At 62.6% G+C, this 18,123-nt stretch carries 20 protein-coding genes and 1 pseudogene; 4 read left to right on the top strand and 17 right to left on the bottom strand.

The window, feature by feature from the left end; genetic code table 11:
• Genes ACXMYJ_RS14735 through ACXMYJ_RS14725 form a run of 3 tightly spaced genes read right to left on the bottom strand, consistent with a single transcriptional unit; the run spans window position 1 to window position 3,171 of the window.
• Complete coding sequence (locus ACXMYJ_RS14735) at window positions 1-1,305, bottom strand: phage major capsid protein (RefSeq protein ID WP_460357182.1); 1,305 nt, start codon at window positions 1,303-1,305, stop codon at window positions 1-3.
• A complete protein-coding gene (locus tag ACXMYJ_RS14730) occupies window positions 1,302-1,901 on the bottom strand; it encodes an HK97 family phage prohead protease (RefSeq protein ID WP_460357180.1) in 600 nt (199 codons plus the stop codon). The genes ACXMYJ_RS14735 and ACXMYJ_RS14730 overlap by 4 nt, the downstream gene beginning before the upstream one ends.
• On the bottom strand, window positions 1,894-3,171 hold the full coding sequence (locus ACXMYJ_RS14725) for a phage portal protein (protein ID WP_460357177.1): 1,278 nt from the start codon (window positions 3,169-3,171) through the stop codon (window positions 1,894-1,896). The genes ACXMYJ_RS14730 and ACXMYJ_RS14725 overlap by 8 nt, the downstream gene beginning before the upstream one ends.
• 169 nt (window positions 3,172-3,340) lie before the next feature.
• On the opposite strand from ACXMYJ_RS14725, the gene ACXMYJ_RS14720 reads away from it, so the two are divergent.
• Window positions 3,341-4,741: a terminase large subunit domain-containing protein gene (locus ACXMYJ_RS14720; RefSeq protein ID WP_460357175.1), complete on the top strand. Its 1,401-nt coding sequence runs from the start codon at window positions 3,341-3,343 to the stop codon at window positions 4,739-4,741.
• Window positions 4,742-4,895: 154 nt separating this feature from the next.
• Here ACXMYJ_RS14720 and ACXMYJ_RS14715 read toward each other — a convergent pair whose 3' ends face one another.
• The 13 genes from ACXMYJ_RS14715 to ACXMYJ_RS14655 form a co-directional block, all read right to left on the bottom strand.
• Window positions 4,896-5,192: an HNH endonuclease gene (locus ACXMYJ_RS14715; RefSeq protein ID WP_460357274.1), complete on the bottom strand. Its 297-nt coding sequence runs from the start codon at window positions 5,190-5,192 to the stop codon at window positions 4,896-4,898.
• Window positions 5,193-5,901: 709 nt separating this feature from the next.
• A complete protein-coding gene (locus ACXMYJ_RS14710) occupies window positions 5,902-6,267 on the bottom strand; it encodes a hypothetical protein (RefSeq protein ID WP_460357172.1) in 366 nt (121 codons plus the stop codon).
• Window positions 6,268-6,269: 2 nt separating this feature from the next.
• On the bottom strand, window positions 6,270-6,755 hold the full coding sequence (locus ACXMYJ_RS14705; protein WP_460357169.1) for a hypothetical protein: 486 nt from the start codon (window positions 6,753-6,755) through the stop codon (window positions 6,270-6,272).
• 337 nt (window positions 6,756-7,092) lie between these two features.
• Window positions 7,093-7,917 (bottom strand): hypothetical protein, encoded by an 825-nt coding sequence (locus ACXMYJ_RS14700; protein ID WP_460357166.1) that lies wholly within the window; start codon window positions 7,915-7,917, stop codon window positions 7,093-7,095.
• Between the two features lie 38 nt (window positions 7,918-7,955).
• Window positions 7,956-8,198: a hypothetical protein gene (locus tag ACXMYJ_RS14695; protein ID WP_460357163.1), complete on the bottom strand. Its 243-nt coding sequence runs from the start codon at window positions 8,196-8,198 to the stop codon at window positions 7,956-7,958.
• Window positions 8,195-8,449, bottom strand: coding sequence for a hypothetical protein (locus tag ACXMYJ_RS14690; RefSeq protein WP_460357161.1), 255 nt, complete (start codon window positions 8,447-8,449; stop codon window positions 8,195-8,197). Before ACXMYJ_RS14690 ends, ACXMYJ_RS14695 begins: the two co-directional genes overlap by 4 nt.
• 227 nt (window positions 8,450-8,676) lie before the next feature.
• A complete protein-coding gene (locus tag ACXMYJ_RS14685) occupies window positions 8,677-10,062 on the bottom strand; it encodes an AAA family ATPase (RefSeq protein ID WP_460357158.1) in 1,386 nt (461 codons plus the stop codon).
• Complete coding sequence (locus tag ACXMYJ_RS14680; protein WP_460357156.1) at window positions 10,059-11,225, bottom strand: bifunctional DNA primase/polymerase; 1,167 nt, start codon at window positions 11,223-11,225, stop codon at window positions 10,059-10,061. The genes ACXMYJ_RS14685 and ACXMYJ_RS14680 overlap by 4 nt, the downstream gene beginning before the upstream one ends.
• A 101-nt stretch (window positions 11,226-11,326) precedes the next feature.
• Window positions 11,327-11,662 (bottom strand): hypothetical protein, encoded by a 336-nt coding sequence (locus ACXMYJ_RS14675; RefSeq protein WP_460357153.1) that lies wholly within the window; start codon window positions 11,660-11,662, stop codon window positions 11,327-11,329.
• Between the two features lie 154 nt (window positions 11,663-11,816).
• Window positions 11,817-12,029 (bottom strand): helix-turn-helix domain-containing protein, encoded by a 213-nt coding sequence (locus ACXMYJ_RS14670; protein ID WP_460357150.1) that lies wholly within the window; start codon window positions 12,027-12,029, stop codon window positions 11,817-11,819.
• 176 nt (window positions 12,030-12,205) lie between these two features.
• Window positions 12,206-13,639: a recombinase family protein gene (locus tag ACXMYJ_RS14665; RefSeq protein WP_460357147.1), complete on the bottom strand. Its 1,434-nt coding sequence runs from the start codon at window positions 13,637-13,639 to the stop codon at window positions 12,206-12,208.
• Window positions 13,570-14,247: an HNH endonuclease signature motif containing protein gene (locus ACXMYJ_RS14660; RefSeq protein ID WP_460357145.1), complete on the bottom strand. Its 678-nt coding sequence runs from the start codon at window positions 14,245-14,247 to the stop codon at window positions 13,570-13,572. The genes ACXMYJ_RS14665 and ACXMYJ_RS14660 overlap by 70 nt, the downstream gene beginning before the upstream one ends.
• Window positions 14,187-14,903: a DUF222 domain-containing protein gene (locus tag ACXMYJ_RS14655; protein ID WP_460357142.1), complete on the bottom strand. Its 717-nt coding sequence runs from the start codon at window positions 14,901-14,903 to the stop codon at window positions 14,187-14,189. Before ACXMYJ_RS14655 ends, ACXMYJ_RS14660 begins: the two co-directional genes overlap by 61 nt.
• 243 nt (window positions 14,904-15,146) lie before the next feature.
• Between ACXMYJ_RS14655 and groES the strand changes: the two genes are divergently transcribed.
• From groES to ACXMYJ_RS14640, 3 genes are all read left to right on the top strand, one after another.
• The gene (groES, locus tag ACXMYJ_RS14650) at window positions 15,147-15,449 is read left to right on the top strand and encodes a co-chaperone GroES (RefSeq protein WP_003929249.1); all 303 of its coding nucleotides are present in this window, start codon (window positions 15,147-15,149) and stop codon (window positions 15,447-15,449) included.
• 88 nt (window positions 15,450-15,537) lie between these two features.
• On the top strand, window positions 15,538-17,163 hold the full coding sequence (gene groL / locus ACXMYJ_RS14645) for a chaperonin GroEL (protein WP_460357138.1): 1,626 nt from the start codon (window positions 15,538-15,540) through the stop codon (window positions 17,161-17,163).
• Window positions 17,164-17,301: 138 nt separating this feature from the next.
• Entirely contained in the window at window positions 17,302-17,562 is a 261-nt protein-coding gene (locus tag ACXMYJ_RS14640; protein WP_260757477.1) for a hypothetical protein, read from the top strand.
• A gap of 346 nt (window positions 17,563-17,908) precedes the next feature.
• Here ACXMYJ_RS14640 and ACXMYJ_RS14635 read toward each other — a convergent pair.
• Window positions 17,909-18,123: pseudogene (locus tag ACXMYJ_RS14635) on the bottom strand (IS630 family transposase); the annotation flags it as partial.

The raw sequence follows: 18,123 nt of genomic DNA, 5'->3' as shown, positions 1-18,123 counted from the left end.
TTACGCCACCTCGTTGGCGAGAACGCGGTACGCGGCGGTGTCCTGCGGGACGCCATCGGCGCGAGCCCACAGGGTGTATTCGACCTTGCCCTCATTGGCGCGGCTGTACGGGTTGACGATCAGCGTCAAATCCTTCACGCGCCGGATGACGTAGCCGCTGCGGAGGTCACCGAAAACACCCCACTTGCCAGCGGTGCCGTCCGCGTAGGTCGGCCACGCGTTGTCAACGATGACCGGGTAGCCCAACAGCGTCACGTTGTGCGGGCCGGTGGAAATGCCCTCGGCAGCCGGGTTGAGCAGTGGGCGACCGTTGCCGTCGACCAACTTCTCGATCTGAGCCAGCGTGCCATCGCTGAACGACCATGCCGCGTTCATTCGGTACGCCGGGTCCACCTGGTGAACCGCGTCGACCAGTTCGTCATATGTTGGCGTGGCCGCGTCGAACGTATCGACGGCCACCGTGATGCCGGTGTCGATGCCGAACGGTTCGGTGGTGCCGTTGCCGGTCACCCAGTCGACGGCCTGGCGGCGTCCGATGCGCTCACCGAGCTTGCGGGTAACGAGCCCCTGAACGTCGAACGCGGCATCTTGGAGCAGTTCCACCGAGACCTGTAGCGGCAGGTTGTTCAGACCCGGCGCGACGTACTTGAACGCACCGAGCACCTTCTCACCGAAAACGAGGTCTGCCCCGCCAGAGGTCGGCGCGGTGTTCTCCGGTGCGATGACACCCGTGTTGGCGGTGTCATCGAGCGTCGGCCAGCGCAGCGGCTCACCCGTGGACGTGTTGATTTCCTCCACGGCGGTCGCCAGCCCACCGAACGCCTTGAGTCGTTCGACCAGCTTCGCGCGCATCGTCTCGGGCACCAGGAACCCACCAGCCGAACCCGGCGAGGTTGCCTGCGCGCGAAGCTCCACCATGTCGGCGTTTTCGTGGCCGGTGCGAACGTAGGCGTCGAAAGCACGCTCTAGTGTGTCGTCGGTGCGAACGGCCCCGGTGTGCACGACGGCAGCCAGGCCACCGGGCACGGCGGTGGTGTACGCCTGCTGACGGGATCGAATCTCGACGTTGCGCTGAGCACTGCGGAGCTGCGTTTCGAGCTGTTCGTATCGCTGCGCTTCCTCGTCGGTCAGCGGGCGATCCCCGGCGTTGTCGATGATGGCCGACAGGGCGGCAATCAAGTCCTCGACGGTCAGCGGCGTTCCATCGGCGGCGGTCGTCGCGGTGGCGTCGTCCGAACCGTGGACCGGCCAGGCACGCAGTGCGGCCAGATGGGCGGCGTTTCGGGTCAGCGTTGCGGTGGTCATGGTGTTTTCCTCTCGGGTGGGGCTAATCGGTTGGTGAGCACGCGGTGGCGGGCTCGAATGAGTTGCGAGCGTTGCGATTCAACTGGCGCACTGGCTTCATCGAGCGAGCGCAGCATGACCGAGGTTCCGGCGTACGCGGGAAAGGCGACCACCGACAGATCGACCAGCCGCGCCACGGATGTATGGGTGCGCAACTGTCGGCCCTCGACGTTGCTCCACTCATCGGCACCGGGGACGAATCCGAACGATGCGCCCGACAGGTCTCCGCGCAATGCAAGCTCGCGCACGTCGCGCCCGTGGGTGGTGTCGGGCAAGTCCACTTCGAACGGCAGCCCTTCGGAGTCGACCGACCAGCGCAGCGTGCCCGACGATTGCCGACCGAGCAGCTTGGATCGGTCGTGCTCGTAAAGGCATCGCACGTCGGTAGCGGCGTCTCTGCTGACTGCATCGAACGCACTGCGCGCCAACGCTTCCAGATGACCCGGCAGCGGTGCATACGAGCCGAACACGGCGGCATGACCGACCAGCTTGTTGCCGGTGACCTCAGCGCGCAGTTCGACGCCGAACCGTGTCGAATCGGTAGTGGCGTTACCCATTGGCGGGTACCTCCTGATTTTGGCCGGCTGTCGGATTATCGGTTGAATCGGTTGTGTCCGTGCTGGTTTCGTCGTCGGTAGCGTGGGCGCTGTCATCGGCGATCGCATCCCCGCCAGGCAACGGTGGGAGGTTGCGAATCTTGCGAGCCTCGTTGATCGTGAGCAATCCGGCGTCAACCTGAGAAATCAACAGGCCGATTTCGGTCTCTACGTCCGGCTGGACGAACGCGGCGTAATCGAACTCGCATTTCTTCGCGCCGGTCAACAGTCGTGACAGTCGCTCTTGAATGCGAGTCGTCCACGGTTCCAATACGTACCGCGCGAGACCTCGGTTCTGTTCCTGAACGCCGGTGCCCCAACTGGTTTGCTTGTCGGTCTGGCCCAAGTGCATCGGCTGTAGGCCGAACCACCGGGCGACCTCTTCGACTTGGAACGCGCGTGATTGGAGAAACTGCGCATCTTCTGCCGACAGTGACCATTGCTGAAACTTCAGCTTGCGATTGATGACGGCAATGTCACCGGCGTTGTTGGTGCCCTGAAGGCGTTGACGCAGATCGTTTTTGATCGTGGTGGCTTCATCTGCGGTCAAGTCCTCTTCGGGAGTGATGATGCCCGAAACCATCATGCCGTTGCCGAACATGCGCGCGGCGGCGGCTTCACCGGCCATCGACGTAGCGAAGACGTTTCGCGCGCACGCGATGGGCGACAGTCCCTTGATCCCGTCCGTGGACAGCGCGGGAATGTGGGTCAGTTGATCGGAGAACAGGACGCGCCGTGTTCCATCGGCCAAACTCACCGTGAAGAACTTCAACCCGGTCTCCGGATGAATTTCCGGTGTCACGGCCAGCGGATGAATCGGCAACAGTCCGACGATCTGACCGGCCCCACCGTAGACGTGACCGAGGTAGGCGTTGCCGTGCAACAGCAAGTGGACTAGCAGGGTCTCTTTGAATTCGTAGGCGGTCTGTACGTCTTTACCCGGTCCTGCCGGGGTGTCGAGAAACGAGCCGGTGCGGTCGGTGTGTCCATCGGCGTTGGTGACGATGGTTCGCAGCGGAAGGCTGGCGATGCTGCCTGCAATGAGGCTTACCGCGCGGAAGACACTCGCCAGGCCCAGCACCGACGTTTCACCGACGCTCATACCCGCCAGGTTGGGCGCGCCCAGTCCGAGCATGTCAGCGATGGCGGGGTCACCGATGGATACGGCAACCTCGGCGCGCGTTTCAACGGCGTCGAACGCGGGGCGGTTGCTCCACGGCCACCAGGCCATCGTTCCGTTTCCTGTCGCTAGTCGGTAATGCATTTGTCGAATTTGTGGCCGAATTGATTTGCAAAGTGGGGGTGCAATTCATTTCGTGAATTCTGTTGTGCGGCGCAGCTATTGGCGCATATCAGAATGGTAGATGACAATGGGGAATTGACGAAAGGGGCGCACCGATATGGCGTTGACCGCAGGCCCGAAGACGCGCAATCCGCAGCCGTTGCCGCCCGTGGGTCGCAAGGGTGCGGTGTCGTGGATCGAACACGCCACCAAACAGAAGTGCTACGGCTGGCAGCGCGACGTACTGCGCGACCTCACCGCACCGACCAGGCCGCGCGTGGCGTACATCCAGGTTGCCCGCAAGAACGGCAAGACCCGGCTGGCAGCGAAACTGGCGCTCGCTGAGGCGTGCATGAAACCGCAGCGGCACATCTATGCGATTGCCGACAGCGAGCGCAACCTGAACTCGGCGCTGATCAGGGAAATACGCGACTTGATCGGCGGCAGTGAATTCCTACGCGACTCAATCCACATCTACAAAGATCACTTGGAGGTTCCCGAGACCGGCTCATTCATCGAGACCCGACCCAACAATTTCAGCGCCAGTCAGTCGATCAATCCGCACCTGGTCATTTTCGATGAAATCCATCTACAGAAGAACGACCAAGTGTGGTCGGGTATGCAGATGGCAGGCGCGGCACGCCCCGATGCTCTGTTGTTCGGAATCACCACGCCCGGTTACAACCTGACCTCTTTGGCGCATTCGCTTTACCAGTCGGTGCGCGTGGGCGATCCGACGCTGTACGGGCGTACCTATGAGGCCGACCCGGCGAGTCCGATTGATGACCGGGACAGTTGGAAGATTGCGAATCCCTGCCACGACAGGCCCGGTTTCATGGACGCGTTGGAGTTCGATTTCTCTCGTCTGCCAGAGCATGAATTCCGGCGCTACCGGCTAGGGCAGTGGACAGCCACGGAGACGGCTTGGTTGCCCTACGGCAAGTGGGATGCTTTGGCCGTGCCGCTGGCTGAACCACCGGACGGCGTACCGGTGTGGCTCGGTTTCGATGGGTCGTACTCCGGTGACTCCACGGCCCTGGTCGGCTGCACCAACGAGGGCCACCTGTTCGTAGTGGGATGCTGGGAGAACCCCGGTCGCAAGGATTGGCGCGTGCCGCGCGACGACGTGAATCAGACTGTGGCAGAGGCAATGATGCGCTGGAACGTACGCGAATTGGCCTGCGATCCTCCGTACTGGCAACGTGAAATTGCCGAGTGGTCGGCGGCGTGGCCTGATCGCGTCGTGGAAGTGCCGACGTACTCGCGTGCTCGCATGGCCTCGGCGTGCACAGCGTTCTACACCGGAGTGATGGACGGGCGTATCACCCACGACGGCGATCCCCGGCTGGCCCGCCACGTGAGCAACTGCGTGATCAAGCCCTCACCCATGGGCGATTACGTCACCAAGGCCGACAAGGATTCACCGGCCAAGATCGACCTGGCAATTGCTGCCGTACTGGCCTACAGCAGAGCCTCTGTGTCGGTGGCCCGTCCGAGGTCTCCGCTCGTCGTCCTGTGACGATCAACCACGATGGACGCTGACCACCGCATTCACCGCCAGAATCGACGGAAATCGCCAGCAAACGCCGAGAGAGAGGGAAAGATCGCGGGGACGACGGGCTGCCTGGGTGTCGGGCTGTGAACTTTTCATCCGACTGGGCTAGTCGTTCGCTTCACTTGTCGCCCTTGCTGGCGTTGCAAGGACCACACGCGGGTTGCAAGTTGCTCAGCACGTGCCTGCCACCCTTCGAATAGGGCACGATGGCATCCCACTGCGTTGCCCAACCAAGGCATAGCCCCTCGATTCGCAGCGCGCAGCGTCGACCTATCGGCTTGGGTATCGCCTGATAACTCGCGTTGGCTCGCTCTCGTCGTGCTGGACGTTGATTGCGAACCCGGTCGTAGGCGCGAGCGTGGTCCCGTTGATGGGATGGGCATCGGTGCACTGTCGCTGCTTGCCGGGGTGACATGCCCTGTGTGTCAACGAATCCCGTGCACCCCGTTTCCAGGCATGGTTTGCGTGCGGCCATCGTGGATCACGTTGTGCGCGAACGCATGTGGTCGAGGTCGAACTGTTTGTGGCACGACCGGCAACGCGGCAGGTAGTGGTCAGGGTTCGGACTGTAAGACACGACCGAATTGCCTCTAGCACAGCGCCGTTCGCCCTCGTCGTTGTGATCGTACGACCACTCATGCGCTTGTTCGCCGCAATCGACGCAGAGGTGTTGGTCAGCGGGACCGCGTAGCTTGCGCACTCGCGCGTGAGCAGGGCCGTACCCGATGTTGTCGCCCTTGCGCAACGGGCCGCGCAGGCTGATCAGCGGGTCACCGTACCGATCCCTGAGCCTGGTGTGGCTACTGCACATGCTGCTCTCTCGATACTTCGCGCTCCCGCAGCCAGCGACCATGCATAGGCCGGTGACCGTAACGTAACTAGCGAGAACGGCTTTCACTTGATCCGGCGTCACGGGCGGTAGTCCTGAGTTGGCGTTGACGTACTCGGTGAGTCCGTCCAAGTTGGGTACCTGCATTCTTGTGACCGTGAGCGCAAACGATGGTCCGCGCTTCGATCTGGGGCGACTGTTGGCGCACTGCTTGCTGCAATACGCTTGCGCACTCCCTCGGTGCGTCAACTGGAAGGTGCTACCACAGATGGTGCATTCCCTTGTGACGGCCATTTCAGTGGCCCATCCGGTCTATGATGTGCGTGAGGTCGTCCAACAGCTTTTGTCCGATGATCCTCATTGCCGGTGTGATCACTGCGTATTTGCCGCTCTCTTTTGTTTCGAGGAAAATTCCATAGTGAACTGAGTAGCTGAGCAGCAGCTCGTACGATCCCCGGCCCAGGTCGGACACCGTTGCCGACAGTCCTGCGCGTGCGGCTCCCGAGTTGTCCCGCCAGGGTGCGTGTGCTTTGAGATAGGCCGTAGCATAGTCGCTTTCGGCGTCCATGACGCGGCCAACCCTGCGGTCCAAGTCGCGGTTGAAGGTGGCGAGGTTGCGGCGTAGTCCGCCGTCATCGAACTGAATTCGTGCCCGTGCCATCGCTACCACACCGAGTGCATCGTCATGAGGTACTGGTCTCGGCGCACCCACCGGGTGCCGTTGTGCTTGGCGTCGCTAGTGCGCTCTGCAGTGCCGCGTCCGAGGCGTTCGGCATCGGTCCATTCGAGCAGTCCCGGCAGGATGAGCGAGGGCATGTCCACGATGGACCCGGCCTGCCAGACGACGTTGGTTGCTTTGACTCCCAGCACGTCGCGAAAGTGCTGAAATACGTTGTCGGCCATCGTGTCGACGGCGGCCGGTGTGACGCCTGTCGCCCGCCAGGCGAATTCGATGGTCCAGTGGCCTAGTTTGTCGTCTTGGTCGGTGCACGTGAGCACACACGCGGTGTCGGGCGTGTCGGCATCGGCGAACAGAACCGCCGGTAGGTCGGGGTGGTTGAGGTACTGCCCGTTCTCGTCGTATTGACCTAGCCCACTGCCGGCCAAATGCCCTGCGATCACGGTGAGAACGGTTTCGGTGTTCAGCATGGTTGTTCTGCTTTCGCTCGTTGCGCTGCGCGTAGATCGCGCTTGTAGGCGTTCGCGGCTTCTCGGCATGGGTCGCACCGGCATCCCCACTTGGCGTAGCCGTTGACGGTGCCGTGCCGTGAGTCGTTCGGGTCGGGTAGGCCGCGTTGCTCTCGCCGTAGTTGCGCCTCGTAGTTTCTGGCCCTGACATAGGCGCTGGTGTTGTCCTGCGGATGGTCGGCGCGATAGGCGCGCAAGTCTGCCGATTTAGCGGCCTTGCAGGGATCGCAGCGGCATCCGTACGTGTATCCGGTGGTGGTTCCGTGCCGCTTGGCTAGCGTTTCAACCCTTGCGGTGCTCACGATTCGACCCGTTCTCGCTGTCGCCGCTTGTCTGCGTTGTTCGCTTCGCGGCATTTATCACAACGGCAGCCGTAGTTGTTGTATCCGTTGGTTGTACCGTGGCGTTCGTCGGTGGGGTCGTTGCGGAATGCTTCTGCTTGCTCTTGGCGGCGTTGCCCAGCGCTGAGCTTGTGCGCCGTGCCCTCGGAGTCGCGTCGCCGTTTGGCTTCATCACGCGCCTGTTGGCGCTGCTCTGCTTCACGCGCTCTGGTCTCGCGGCGTTGCATTCGTCGCCGTTCGGCGAGTCGGTTCAATCGGGCCTGCAAGACCTCGCCCTTGGTGTTAGCGGTCTCGGTGTCGGCCAGGATGCCGCGTGCCAGTGCGCCCCAGTCCGACCAGGCAAACCACGGATGGCGACTCAGCGTGACCATGGCGTCGAGCAGGTCGTCAGTCGTGGTGATGCGATCGGCCCACAGCCGGAAGTGCGGCGACATGGGCGCCAGGGCCTCGGGTATGCATCCACGGTGGGCCAGGGTCCATCGGGCCTTGGCGGGGTCTTGGTAGCCCGCTGCGGCCCGCTGAGCCACACGCTGCGCGTCGACCAGGCTCACGTAGGCGTATCCGGCCCCCGATCCGGCGATGGCGCGGTGGCAGGCCGCGCACGTGAGCACCAGGACGCCGGGCTTGGGCTTACCCGGTCCACGGCCCGTGCGCTTGGGTGCGTCCTGGCCCGCATCTGCCCCAGGATCGACGTTCGGCCCGTGTTCGTCGTCCTGTGCCGGATTGGCCGCGTTGATTCCTGTAGAGCCCGCCAGGGCGGCGCGGTCGGTCTCGAATTCCACGCTCATATCTTGATCCTCCCGAAATTCAGCTGAATTCGCTATTGCGTCCACGGCGTGTCGGATTTGAGCACACCACTTTCGATCAGCATTGCTCGCGTATTATTTAAATTCTCACGGGCACGCAAATAATCGCCTTTGTGAATCCAATACCAAGTGTTCGCGAGTCCCCAGCCGGTTTGAGCGGTGATCCATTCGGCTTGATTGATCAATACCCACCAGAGCACAGGTTGAGATTGCACCGCCTGATCAGCGTTGTATCGGTTGAGTGGCGGCGCGCTCATTTCTTCAACGCCAGCCCACGTACAACAATTGTGCAAGACTCCCAACCGAATCGAACGTAGTCAGGCAAGCTCGGATGAAAGCGCAGTGCGTGAAAGAACGCGAGTTCTTCGGGTGGCATCGAATCAATCGCATTCGCCGCTAGGTCAAATTCTCTCTTCGGCAGTCCGTCGTCCTGTAGTTCTCTCATGATGAACTTGCAAAATTCGTCCGCTTCGGCTGCGCCCAGTAGTGGCAGAACGGGTTTCGTCATTTCATTTCCTTTCATTGTGCGCAATTCAATTCGTGAATCGCAACGTGTTTTGTGTTGTTCCAAACTGTGCGGGAATTCCGATCACTGATCACTACCGGCAGCGTCGGAACTGAACTGAACTGTGCGGTCTCACTACGTACCGCCGCACAGTTCAGTTCCAGGGCGTTCCGAACTGTGCGGCGTACTGGTTCCGCACAGTGCCGCACAGTTCCAGAGGGCCGAGGAATTCATGGGGTTTGGCCCGTCGTAGCGTCGTCGTCATCGACGCGGCCCACCTTGGCCTGACTGAGAATCTTCGACAGCTTGGCGTCCAGCGAGCCACGTTGGTAGAGCGTCACGGTGCGGTGCGGATGACTGCCACCGCGCAAAGTGATCGACTCGTCAAGCTCGGCGTAAGGCCCTCCAGGCGTCTTCGGATCAATCAGGGCACGCACTGCGAGTTTCAAAGCGTCACGCGACAGCGCGCGTTCAAAGTCACTAGGGCTTGCCTTTTGTCGTGCCAGTAGGGTGTCCACCGTCTTGTTCTGCGAACGTTCCTTCGCATCAGACTTAGGATCGCGCAGCGCTTCATCCCAATAGGAACTGATCAGTTCCATTTCGTAAGTGATGTCAGCTGTTTCAGTCTTGCCGCCTTTGTGCTTGTTGCGTTTGTCAGCCACGGCCTTGACCGTTTCGTCGGTCGGCGGTCGCAGCTCAATCGTGGTCGTCGTGTCGGTAGCGTCGATGTGCAGTTCGGCCACCAGTAGACCGTCCGGTTGCCCGTCGTTGAGTCCGATGCCGTGCACGAATCCCTCGCGATCCTTTTCGGGTGAAACGCGCAGTGTGGCATAGCCTTTCGCGCCGCGACCGAACGGCTCCATCTTCTCGGCAACGAACGCCGCACCCGTCAGACCAGCTACTTTGTGCTGCGATCCGATGGCAAACCCGCTGTAAGCCGAACTATTCTTCGGCACGTGGTCGACGGCGAACGTTGCGGCCCCGGTGCGCTCCGCAATGGGTAGCATGATCGCGGCGTGCCAACGCGCCACGTCGGTGGCTACGTCAGGATTGAGGCCGCACAGCGCCATGGAAATGTTCGCCCCGTCGATCACGGCGAGCGAATACGACTGATTGAGCATTCCGGCGAACGCGGCTGAGTCCACGTCGAGTGCATCCGGTGCAGCCTGTGGGCGGTAGTAGTGAAGATGCTTGTTGATCTTCTCTCCCGATACACCCAGCAGTTTTAGGCGTTTGACGATCTGTACGGGAAAGCTCTCGTAATCGAGATACAACACGTCACGGCCCGCTGCGAGTTCCTGCGCGACAGCGCAAAGCATGAACCACGTTTTGCCTGACCCGGCTGGGCCGTGGATCGAGTGGGTTAGACCGGAATAACCCAGTGCTTGAGTATCGTTTCTTTGCAACACAGTTGGCGTGATGTCAGGGTGATCGCCGTAGATCGCGTCGTGCAGATCAATGCGGGTCCACGACGATGCACTTTCGCCGGTTGCCGCCGCATACGCTTTCGTCACGGCGTCATCATGCAGCTTTGCACGGACGGCCAGAGCTATCGACTCGTCCCATTCTGGTGTACCGGGCTCGGGCAATTGATGGGCGGTTCCCATGGCGATCACCGGCCCATCGGTCGGTAGGCCGGTCGATACATTGGACGGTAGGCGCGGCGATTGATCCGACGTTGCGCAACCGTTCCAATCGTCGGCATGATGAGCCCGCCAGAGTCGCACTCTATGTCGACGGTGGCAACGCCTGCGGCCCCGATGGCAATCTGTGCGTCGGCGCGGCCCTTCACGCGGCGTAATCCGTTGGTGCGGCTGCGAAACAGTTCGCCCTGTAGTTCGTTCGGGTCACGCTTGTCTCTGTCGATACACGTTGCAATGAACTGCTTTTCGATCTGTGCAATCGCGCTATCCCAACCACGGTGGCCCTCTTGGGCCAGCCACAAAACATTCATGTGCGCCTTCACGATCTTGTCGTGTGACGTTGCTTCATCGCGAATTGTCTTGATATGGAGTGCGGCCTTTTCGTTCATCCGAGGGCACAGCGGTTCATCGACACCGAACGCGTCATAGGCCCACGCGTATACATCGCTGACCGATGAATCCATGTCCATCTCGTCATCGGATTCACGCACGCGCCCGTTGGTGAGATAGTCGATCCACGCGTCTGGCAGCACCGGCAGCGTTCGTGCGTCGGGCACTCTGCCATCCCAGAGGCTTCGCCCTGCGGTCGTCAGCGGTGCGCCGGGTGGAAACCACGTCTCTACGGCCTGCGAATCTGGATTGAAACTAGGCCACACCACGGCGAAGCGGTGCCGTTTCTGAATGACTTCGATGTCTTTGTCGACCTGGCCTTTGAACCGCAGACCCTTCGGCACCCGATAGAACCGCTTACCGCTGTGCCCATCGACACGCGACGAACTCACCCACGTATCCGGCAGTGGCCCAACGCTTTCAATTAGTCGCGCGAGTTGGTCGCCGCCAGTCTTTCGCTTGCCGCCCTTGATGTAATGGTCAACGTCGACTGCGATCACTTCGTAGTCGTCGTCAACACCCGCCAGGCGCAGGCAGATATTGCCGTCTGGCTGTTGCTCGCGCCACAGTTCCACCCTGGCGGGGTCAGGGTCGGTTGCCTTGATGCCGGTGTAGCCGGTCGGCGGTGGGTGCTTCTCGCCCTTGGGCAGCGGCAGCGTTCCGGCGAATCCGGCAGCCCGGTATAGCGGTGCGCCGGTTGCGAAAGGCGTTTGTGTGCCGTTGTTGTCGTTGCTCTGCGCTACCATGGGACTGGCTGCCTTTCAATGGCGTTGGGGTGGTTCGGTTCTCTCGTCGGAACTGCTGTGCGATCCCGGTCCCTATCCCGTGGGGGCCGGGATCGTTGCCGTTACGGGTCGGGCATGGAGTCGTTGAGGTCTTCGGTGTTGTCGAACAACTGCTCTCGGTAGCGACCTCCGCGCAACAGCGTCAGCGGCGGCGGCTTGCCGCGACGGGTGAAGAACTGTTTGACCCACATGTCAACGCGCCGTTGCGTTTTCTCGGCTTCGACTAGTGCGTCTTCGACTTCGGGCAGCGGTCGTGCCGTGACCGGGCTGCTCAGCAAGTGATCGAGTGCCTTCGCGACTCGACGCGCTGAGGCCGCTTCGGGCGAGGGATCGCCGTGCTTGGTGATGGCCGGATCAACGATGCGGCGCTCAATGGATTTGCGTCGAACGTCGCTCATGATGCGGCGTCCATCCTGGCGGGTTGCGCGACGATCTGCACCGGGCGAAGCAATTCAGCAAGCCGTGTCCGCTGCTCATCGGTCAGCGGCGGTGCCTGCGACACAACGCGTTTCACGTAGGCGTCTAGTCGCTCTTGGTTGACGCCTTCGCCCTTCATTCGGCACCAACCGGCGTGATGAGTGCCTGCACGTCGTCAGGATGAATCCGGTACGTCGAACCGACGCGCAGCGCCGGTAGCTTTCGCTGTGTAATCAGCTTGCGCACACCGGAACTCGATAGACCCATGTACTCGCAGACCTGCTGAACGGTCCACATCTGCGCAGGAGTTAGACCACGATCATTGGGCGATTGCTGTTGAGAATTCACAGAGGTTCCCTCTGAGATTCGCCCACATTGCGTATCCGACTCGGTTTCGGGGCGATGCCGTAACGGCTACCCACGACCATACGCGGAGTGTGGAGAGTCGCGCAAGGGTCAAGTGTGGATAGGTGCTGCCCAAATGCTTTGTAAAGCAAGCGAATTCGTCTACGTTTTGGCGATGACTACAGCCAGGTTGTCGTGACTCGATCCGGGTCGAAACGCTCCCCGTTGACGCGGCGTCCCTTGCCCACGGGTGCAACCGTGAACTCGACCACGACACCGATCACGGCCCGCAGTCGATCCGGTGAAAGACGCTTCACGGCGTCGGCTACTTCGGGCGTGCCCAGCGGCAAGCCTTCGAAGACGCGCACGCGCTCGGCGTCGTTCAACTGAGCTTCGATCACAGCCAGTTTCTCGTTGACGCGCTCGGTTCGCGCGGCCAGGCGGCGACCGTCAATGATCCCGTCGTCGTACTCGGCGTTAGCGGCCCGAATCTGACCGTAAAGGGTTTGTTTCTCGTCTTCGAGTTTTTGAGCTAGCGCCGGATCGAAGACTTTGGCGCGTAGTAGGTCGACGGCATCCGGTTCGGCCAGCCGTGCGCCTACGACGCTGTAGACGATGGGCTCAACGAATCCAGCGCGAACGCTCACCCCTAGGCAGACCTTGCAGCGATACGCTCGGTCTCCCTGCATCGTTTGCAGTCCACTCAAACGCCCGTCGCAACCGGGCTTGCCGCATTTGAGCACTCCGGTCAGCAGATGCTTTCGCACCGTTTTCTTGCCCGGTGCCCGTCCCGGTGCCGTCAGGATGGCTTGCGCTGTGCGCCAGGTGATTTCATCCACCAGCGGCGTCCACGTGCCTTTGACGGGTTGCCCATCGGAACCGATCACCAGTTCGTCGTTGTGATCACGTAGACCGGCATTGCGCGGCTTGCGTAGGAACAGGCTCAGCGTCGATGGCGTCCACGGCTTGCCCGACAGGCCGAACGCGCCTTCGGCGTTGAGCATTCGCACGCCATCGGAGATTGACCCGCCAGCGATTACGTGTGCGTAGACCCGTTTCACCAGTGGCGCGGTCTCGGGATTCGGTGTGCGCTGCCCGGTGTCGGTTTCCTTGGTCCCGGTGTAGGGCATGTAACCGAACGCCTTGCGCCACTTGGGTAATCCGCGCTCGGCTTTCTGTACTGCGGCGCGTAGCTGACGCACTCGCTTGTGTTCGACTTCATGAGCGGCCACCGATCCCTTGAGCCGTGCGATCAACCGGCCCTGTGGGTGCGATAGGTCCACGTCACCGGAGGCAGTCGCCAACGCCAGGTGCTTTTCGTCAGCTAGGGCCATGAATGCCTCTAGCTCGATGGGACGCCGGTGCAATCGGTCCAAGTCCCACGCGACGACAGCGCCGATCCGACCGTCGCGAATGTCGTTGAGCATGTCCTCGTAGGCCGGTCTGCGCTTGCCGGTGCTCGCTGAAATATCGTTGTCGACGTACTCGACGGGTTTCCATCCGTTTTCGACACAGATTCGTGTGCAGTCTTCGCGCTGGCGCATCACGCCAAGTTGCTGGCCCGTTGGATCGGACGAGATTCGGAGGTAGATCGCGGCGGTGGTTTGGCCCATAGGTGCAACGGTACTCCAGCCAGCCGATAGTGAAAACGGCACAGGCTTTTGAGGTTTGAGGGGTGGGTGGGTCCGGTGGGGTAGGGCACGGTGTGGTCGATGTCGGTGTCGGTGGCGGGGGTGTCGCAGCCGGGGAAGCGGCAGGTCAGGTCGCGGCAGCGGATGTACGCGGCCAGTGCGGCTGAGGGGGTGTAGCGGGGTTCGGGTCCGGCCTGGCCGGGGTGGATGATCTCGCGGACGGTGGCCTGGGTGCACATGCCGGCCAGCAACGCGGTCGGGGTCAGCCCGGCGCCGAACACATAGGTGGACCGTTCGGTTGTCCCGGGCCGCAGTTCACGCGTGCCCACGGGTGCCTGGCCCTGGGCTGCGGACTGTTCGCCGCCGGTCGGGTCGGTGGGTTGGTCGGCCTGAGCCTCACCTGCGGTGTCGGTATTGGCGCCGGTGGTGTCGGTGATGAGGTAGATGGTGGTGTTGCGGATGGGTTGGGGTCGGTTGGTGGCTGGGCAGTTGTCGGTGCCGCAGTGGCAGGCCAGGGTGGTGATTCCGGTCAGCAGGGCGGTGTGGGCTTGAATGCGGCGGTCGTCGAGGGTGCGGGGTCGTCGGGGCACACGCTGTGGGCCATGGCGTTGATGAGTTCTTCGGAGGTGTTGGCGTCGCTGGTGTAGAGGCGGGCGTAGATGGTGGTCAGTCCGGGTGGGTCGACGGGGCTGCCGAATTCCAGGGCGCGGCCGGGGGTGGAGTTCTTCTTTTTGCGTACGGCGTCGGGGTCGTGGCGTTCGATCATGTCGTCGATGGCCAGTTCGGTTTTGCCGGCCGAGAGGGTGCCCCAGGTGCTGATCTGGTCGGCCCGTTCGGTGTCCACAGCGGCCATCACGGCGGGGTCGGTGATCAGGTAGGTGCGCCAGATGATGGTGCGGGCGAGCAGGTCGCTGATCAGTCCGGCGGTGAACAGGGTGAACACTGTGGGCAGCCGGTCGCGCAGGGCGACTCCGCGGTGGGCTTGGTGGGAGGCCAGGCCTTGGGTGATGTTCTGGGCGGCAGCCAGTTCGGCGGTGACCGCGGCCTCGGGGTCGATCCACCAGGATTCGCGGTCTCCGGCGGGTAGGCCGGTGCGGCGGGTGAAGATTTCGGCCATCACGGCCAGCTTGCGGGCGCAGGCGGCGTTCTCGGCGCGGGCGCTGGCCCGGGCGGCGTCGATCAGCTCGGCCGCCGAGAACCCGGACAGCTGGTCGGGGTCGGGCACCCCCTCGATCAACTCGAACACATGTTCTATTATGCCAACACCCACCGACACGCCAGCACACGATCTTGCGCCCGCCGTCCTCAAGTTCTGCCGCAGAGGTCCCCTCCGGCAAGAGCTTCAGGCCCTAGCCTTGAGTGCTGGCACTCTCGTGTATAGAGTGCTAGGCGGCAGCCGGTTCAGCCTTGTGTCGACACCCGCGACGACGGCGCGAGGACGGAAACGGCCGCTGAGTACATACACCTACATCAGTGAAGGGGCTCCATCGTGGCGAGCGTGAACATCAAGCCACTCGAGGACAAGATCCTCGTTCAGGCCAACGAGGCCGAGACCACGACCGCTTCCGGTCTGGTCATCCCCGACACCGCCAAGGAGAAGCCGCAGGAAGGCACCGTCGTCGCAGTTGGCCCCGGCCGCTGGGATGAGGATGGCGAGAAGCGGATTCCTCTGGACGTGTCGGAGGGCGATGTCGTCATCTACAGCAAGTACGGCGGCACCGAGATCAAGTACAACGGCGAGGAGTACCTGATCCTGTCGGCCCGCGACGTGCTGGCTGTCGTCTCCAAGTAGGCGAATCGTGTTCCGCCCCGGACGTCCCGCATGCGCAGGTGATGTCCGGGGCGGCGCGCGTTCCACCCGTTCCTAGGGAAAGACATTCATGAGTAAGCAGATTGAGTTCAACGAAACCGCGCGTCGCGCCATGGAGGTCGGTGTCGACAAGCTCGCTGATGCGGTCAAGGTGACGCTCGGCCCGCGCGGCCGCAATGTGGTGCTCGCCAAGTCGTGGGGCGGGCCGACCGTCACCAACGACGGCGTGACGATCGCGCGTGACATCGACCTCGAGGATCCGTTCGAGAACCTCGGTGCGCAGCTGGTGAAGTCGGTGGCGACCAAGACCAACGACGTCGCCGGCGACGGCACCACGACCGCGACCGTGCTGGCCCAGGCGTTCGTCAAGACCGGGCTGCGCAACGTCGCGGCCGGAGCGAACCCGATCGCGCTCGGCTCCGGCATCTCAAAGGCCGCTGACGCCGTGTCTGAGGCGCTGCTGGCCTCGGCGACCCCCGTCAACGACGCGAAGGCCATCGCTCAGGTCGCGACCGTGTCGTCTCGCGACGAGCAGGTCGGCGAGCTCGTGGGGCAGGCCATGACCAAGGTCGGCAAGGACGGTGTGGTCACGGTCGAGGAGTCCTCGACCCTGAACACCGAGCTGGAGATCACCGAGGGCGTGGGCTTCGACAAGGGCTTCCTGTCGGCGTACTTCGTCACCGATTTCGATTCTCAGGAAGCGGTGCTCGAGGACGCGTTCGTGCTGCTGCACCGTGAGAAGATCAGCTCGCTGCCCGACCTGCTTCCGCTGCTGGAGAAGGTCGCCGAGGCGGGCAAGCCGCTGTTGATCATCGCCGAAGACGTTGAGGGCGAAGCGCTCTCGACACTGGTCGTCAACGCGATCCGCAAGACACTCAAGACCGTCGCGGTCAAGGCGCCGTTCTTCGGTGACCGGCGCAAGGCGTTCCTCGATGACCTCGCTGTCGTGACCGGCGGTCAGGTCGTCAACCCCGACGTGGGTCTGGTGCTGCGTGACGTGGGCCTCGAGGTGCTCGGCACCGCGCGGCGCGTCGTCGTCGACAAGGACAGCACGGTCATCGTCGACGGCGGCGGCACCCGGGAGGCCATCGAAGCCCGGAAAGCGCAGCTGCGCGCCGAGATCGAGGCGGCGGACTCCGACTGGGATCGCGAGAAGCTCGAGGAGCGGCTGGCCAAGCTGGCCGGCGGTGTCGCGGTCATCAAGGTCGGCGCCGCCACCGAGACGGACCTCAAGAAGCGCAAGGAAGCGGTCGAGGACGCGGTCGCCGCGGCCAAGGCTGCTGTCGAGGAGGGCATCGTCGTCGGCGGCGGTGCTGCTCTGGTGCAGGCCCGTGCCGGCCTGGAGAAGTTGCGCTCGGAGCTGTCTGGTGACGAGGCGCTTGGTGTCGACGTGTTCGCCGCCGGGTTGTCCTCGCCGCTGTACTGGATCGCCACCAACGCCGGCCTGGACGGCTCGGTTGTGGTGAACAAGGTCTCCGAACTGCCTGTCGGACAGGGCTTCAACGCCGCGACGATGGAGTACGGCGATCTGATCGCCGACGGTGTCATCGATCCGGTGAAGGTCACCCGTTCGGCCTTGGTCAACGCGGCGTCGGTGGCCCGCATGATCCTCACCACCGAGACGGCCGTTGTCGACAAGCCGGCCGAACCGGAGGATGACGGTCATGGCCATGGCCATGGTCATCACCACCACTAAGTGACGACCACCGAGCACCCCCGGTCCGCCAAAGGCCGGGGGTGCTTTCGTGTGAGGCGTTGATGGCTCGGTAGCACTGGGCCCGTGTGTTTCGCATTTCCGCGCAGTACGCTCAAACACGATGGGAGAGAAGGAATCATGAAGCTCAACTATCTGTTTGCGGGACTGATTTTTGCGATAGGCCTAGGCCTGGGGAGCGGGATGGTCGCTGGTATGGCGAACGCCGCTCCGGTCACTCCCGGCGTCGATATCGCCCAGAAGCCGCACCACGACGACTGGAAGCACGACGACTGGGGCCCCGGGTGGGGTCGTGGAAGGTGGGGCTGGAACGCGGGGGTCGATGCATGCATCAGCGCGACGGATCCGTCCGGGTATGTCAGCGGTTTTGTGTGCATCTAGCCCGCACCGGACAATTGAATCTCGATATCGCGCCCGCGGAGTAGGGGCGATAGCATGTCGCTGCCCGTGACATCGGGCAATGGATTCCGGGGACCTATGCGCGTCATGCGACTGGCTTACGCAGCAACCTGGGTCGGCGCCGTTGCGGCCGCGGTTGCGCTTGTGCCACCAGCCCGGTGCGGATCCTGTGAATCCGTTGCCGTCCTGATGCGAACAAGGATCACGTGGTCGCGACGAACATGTCGATCGGTCCGATGTACGCGAACATCAACGCGACGGTGATGGCCGTCGAATCGCGGAACTGCCAACCCTGGATCCGGGTCACCTGAATCGCGGTCGGTTATCGCTAGTGTCCTGAGTCATTAATTCGGTTGCAGTAGTTGGCGATGCTTGCCAGGATCTGGTCGGCGGTCTTAGTCCAGACGTAAGGCTTGGGGTTGTCGTTCCAGGTGTCGATCCAGGCACGGATATCGGCGTTGAGTTGCCGCACCGAGGTGTGAGTGGAGCGGCGCAGTTTCTTGGTGGTCAGCTCGGCAAACCAGCGCTCGACGAGATTGAGCC

This window comes from Mycobacterium sp. ZZG, from assembly GCF_054786995.1.
The sequence above is the reverse complement of the archived record's forward strand: the minus strand, read 5'-3'. Positions and strand labels throughout refer to the sequence as shown.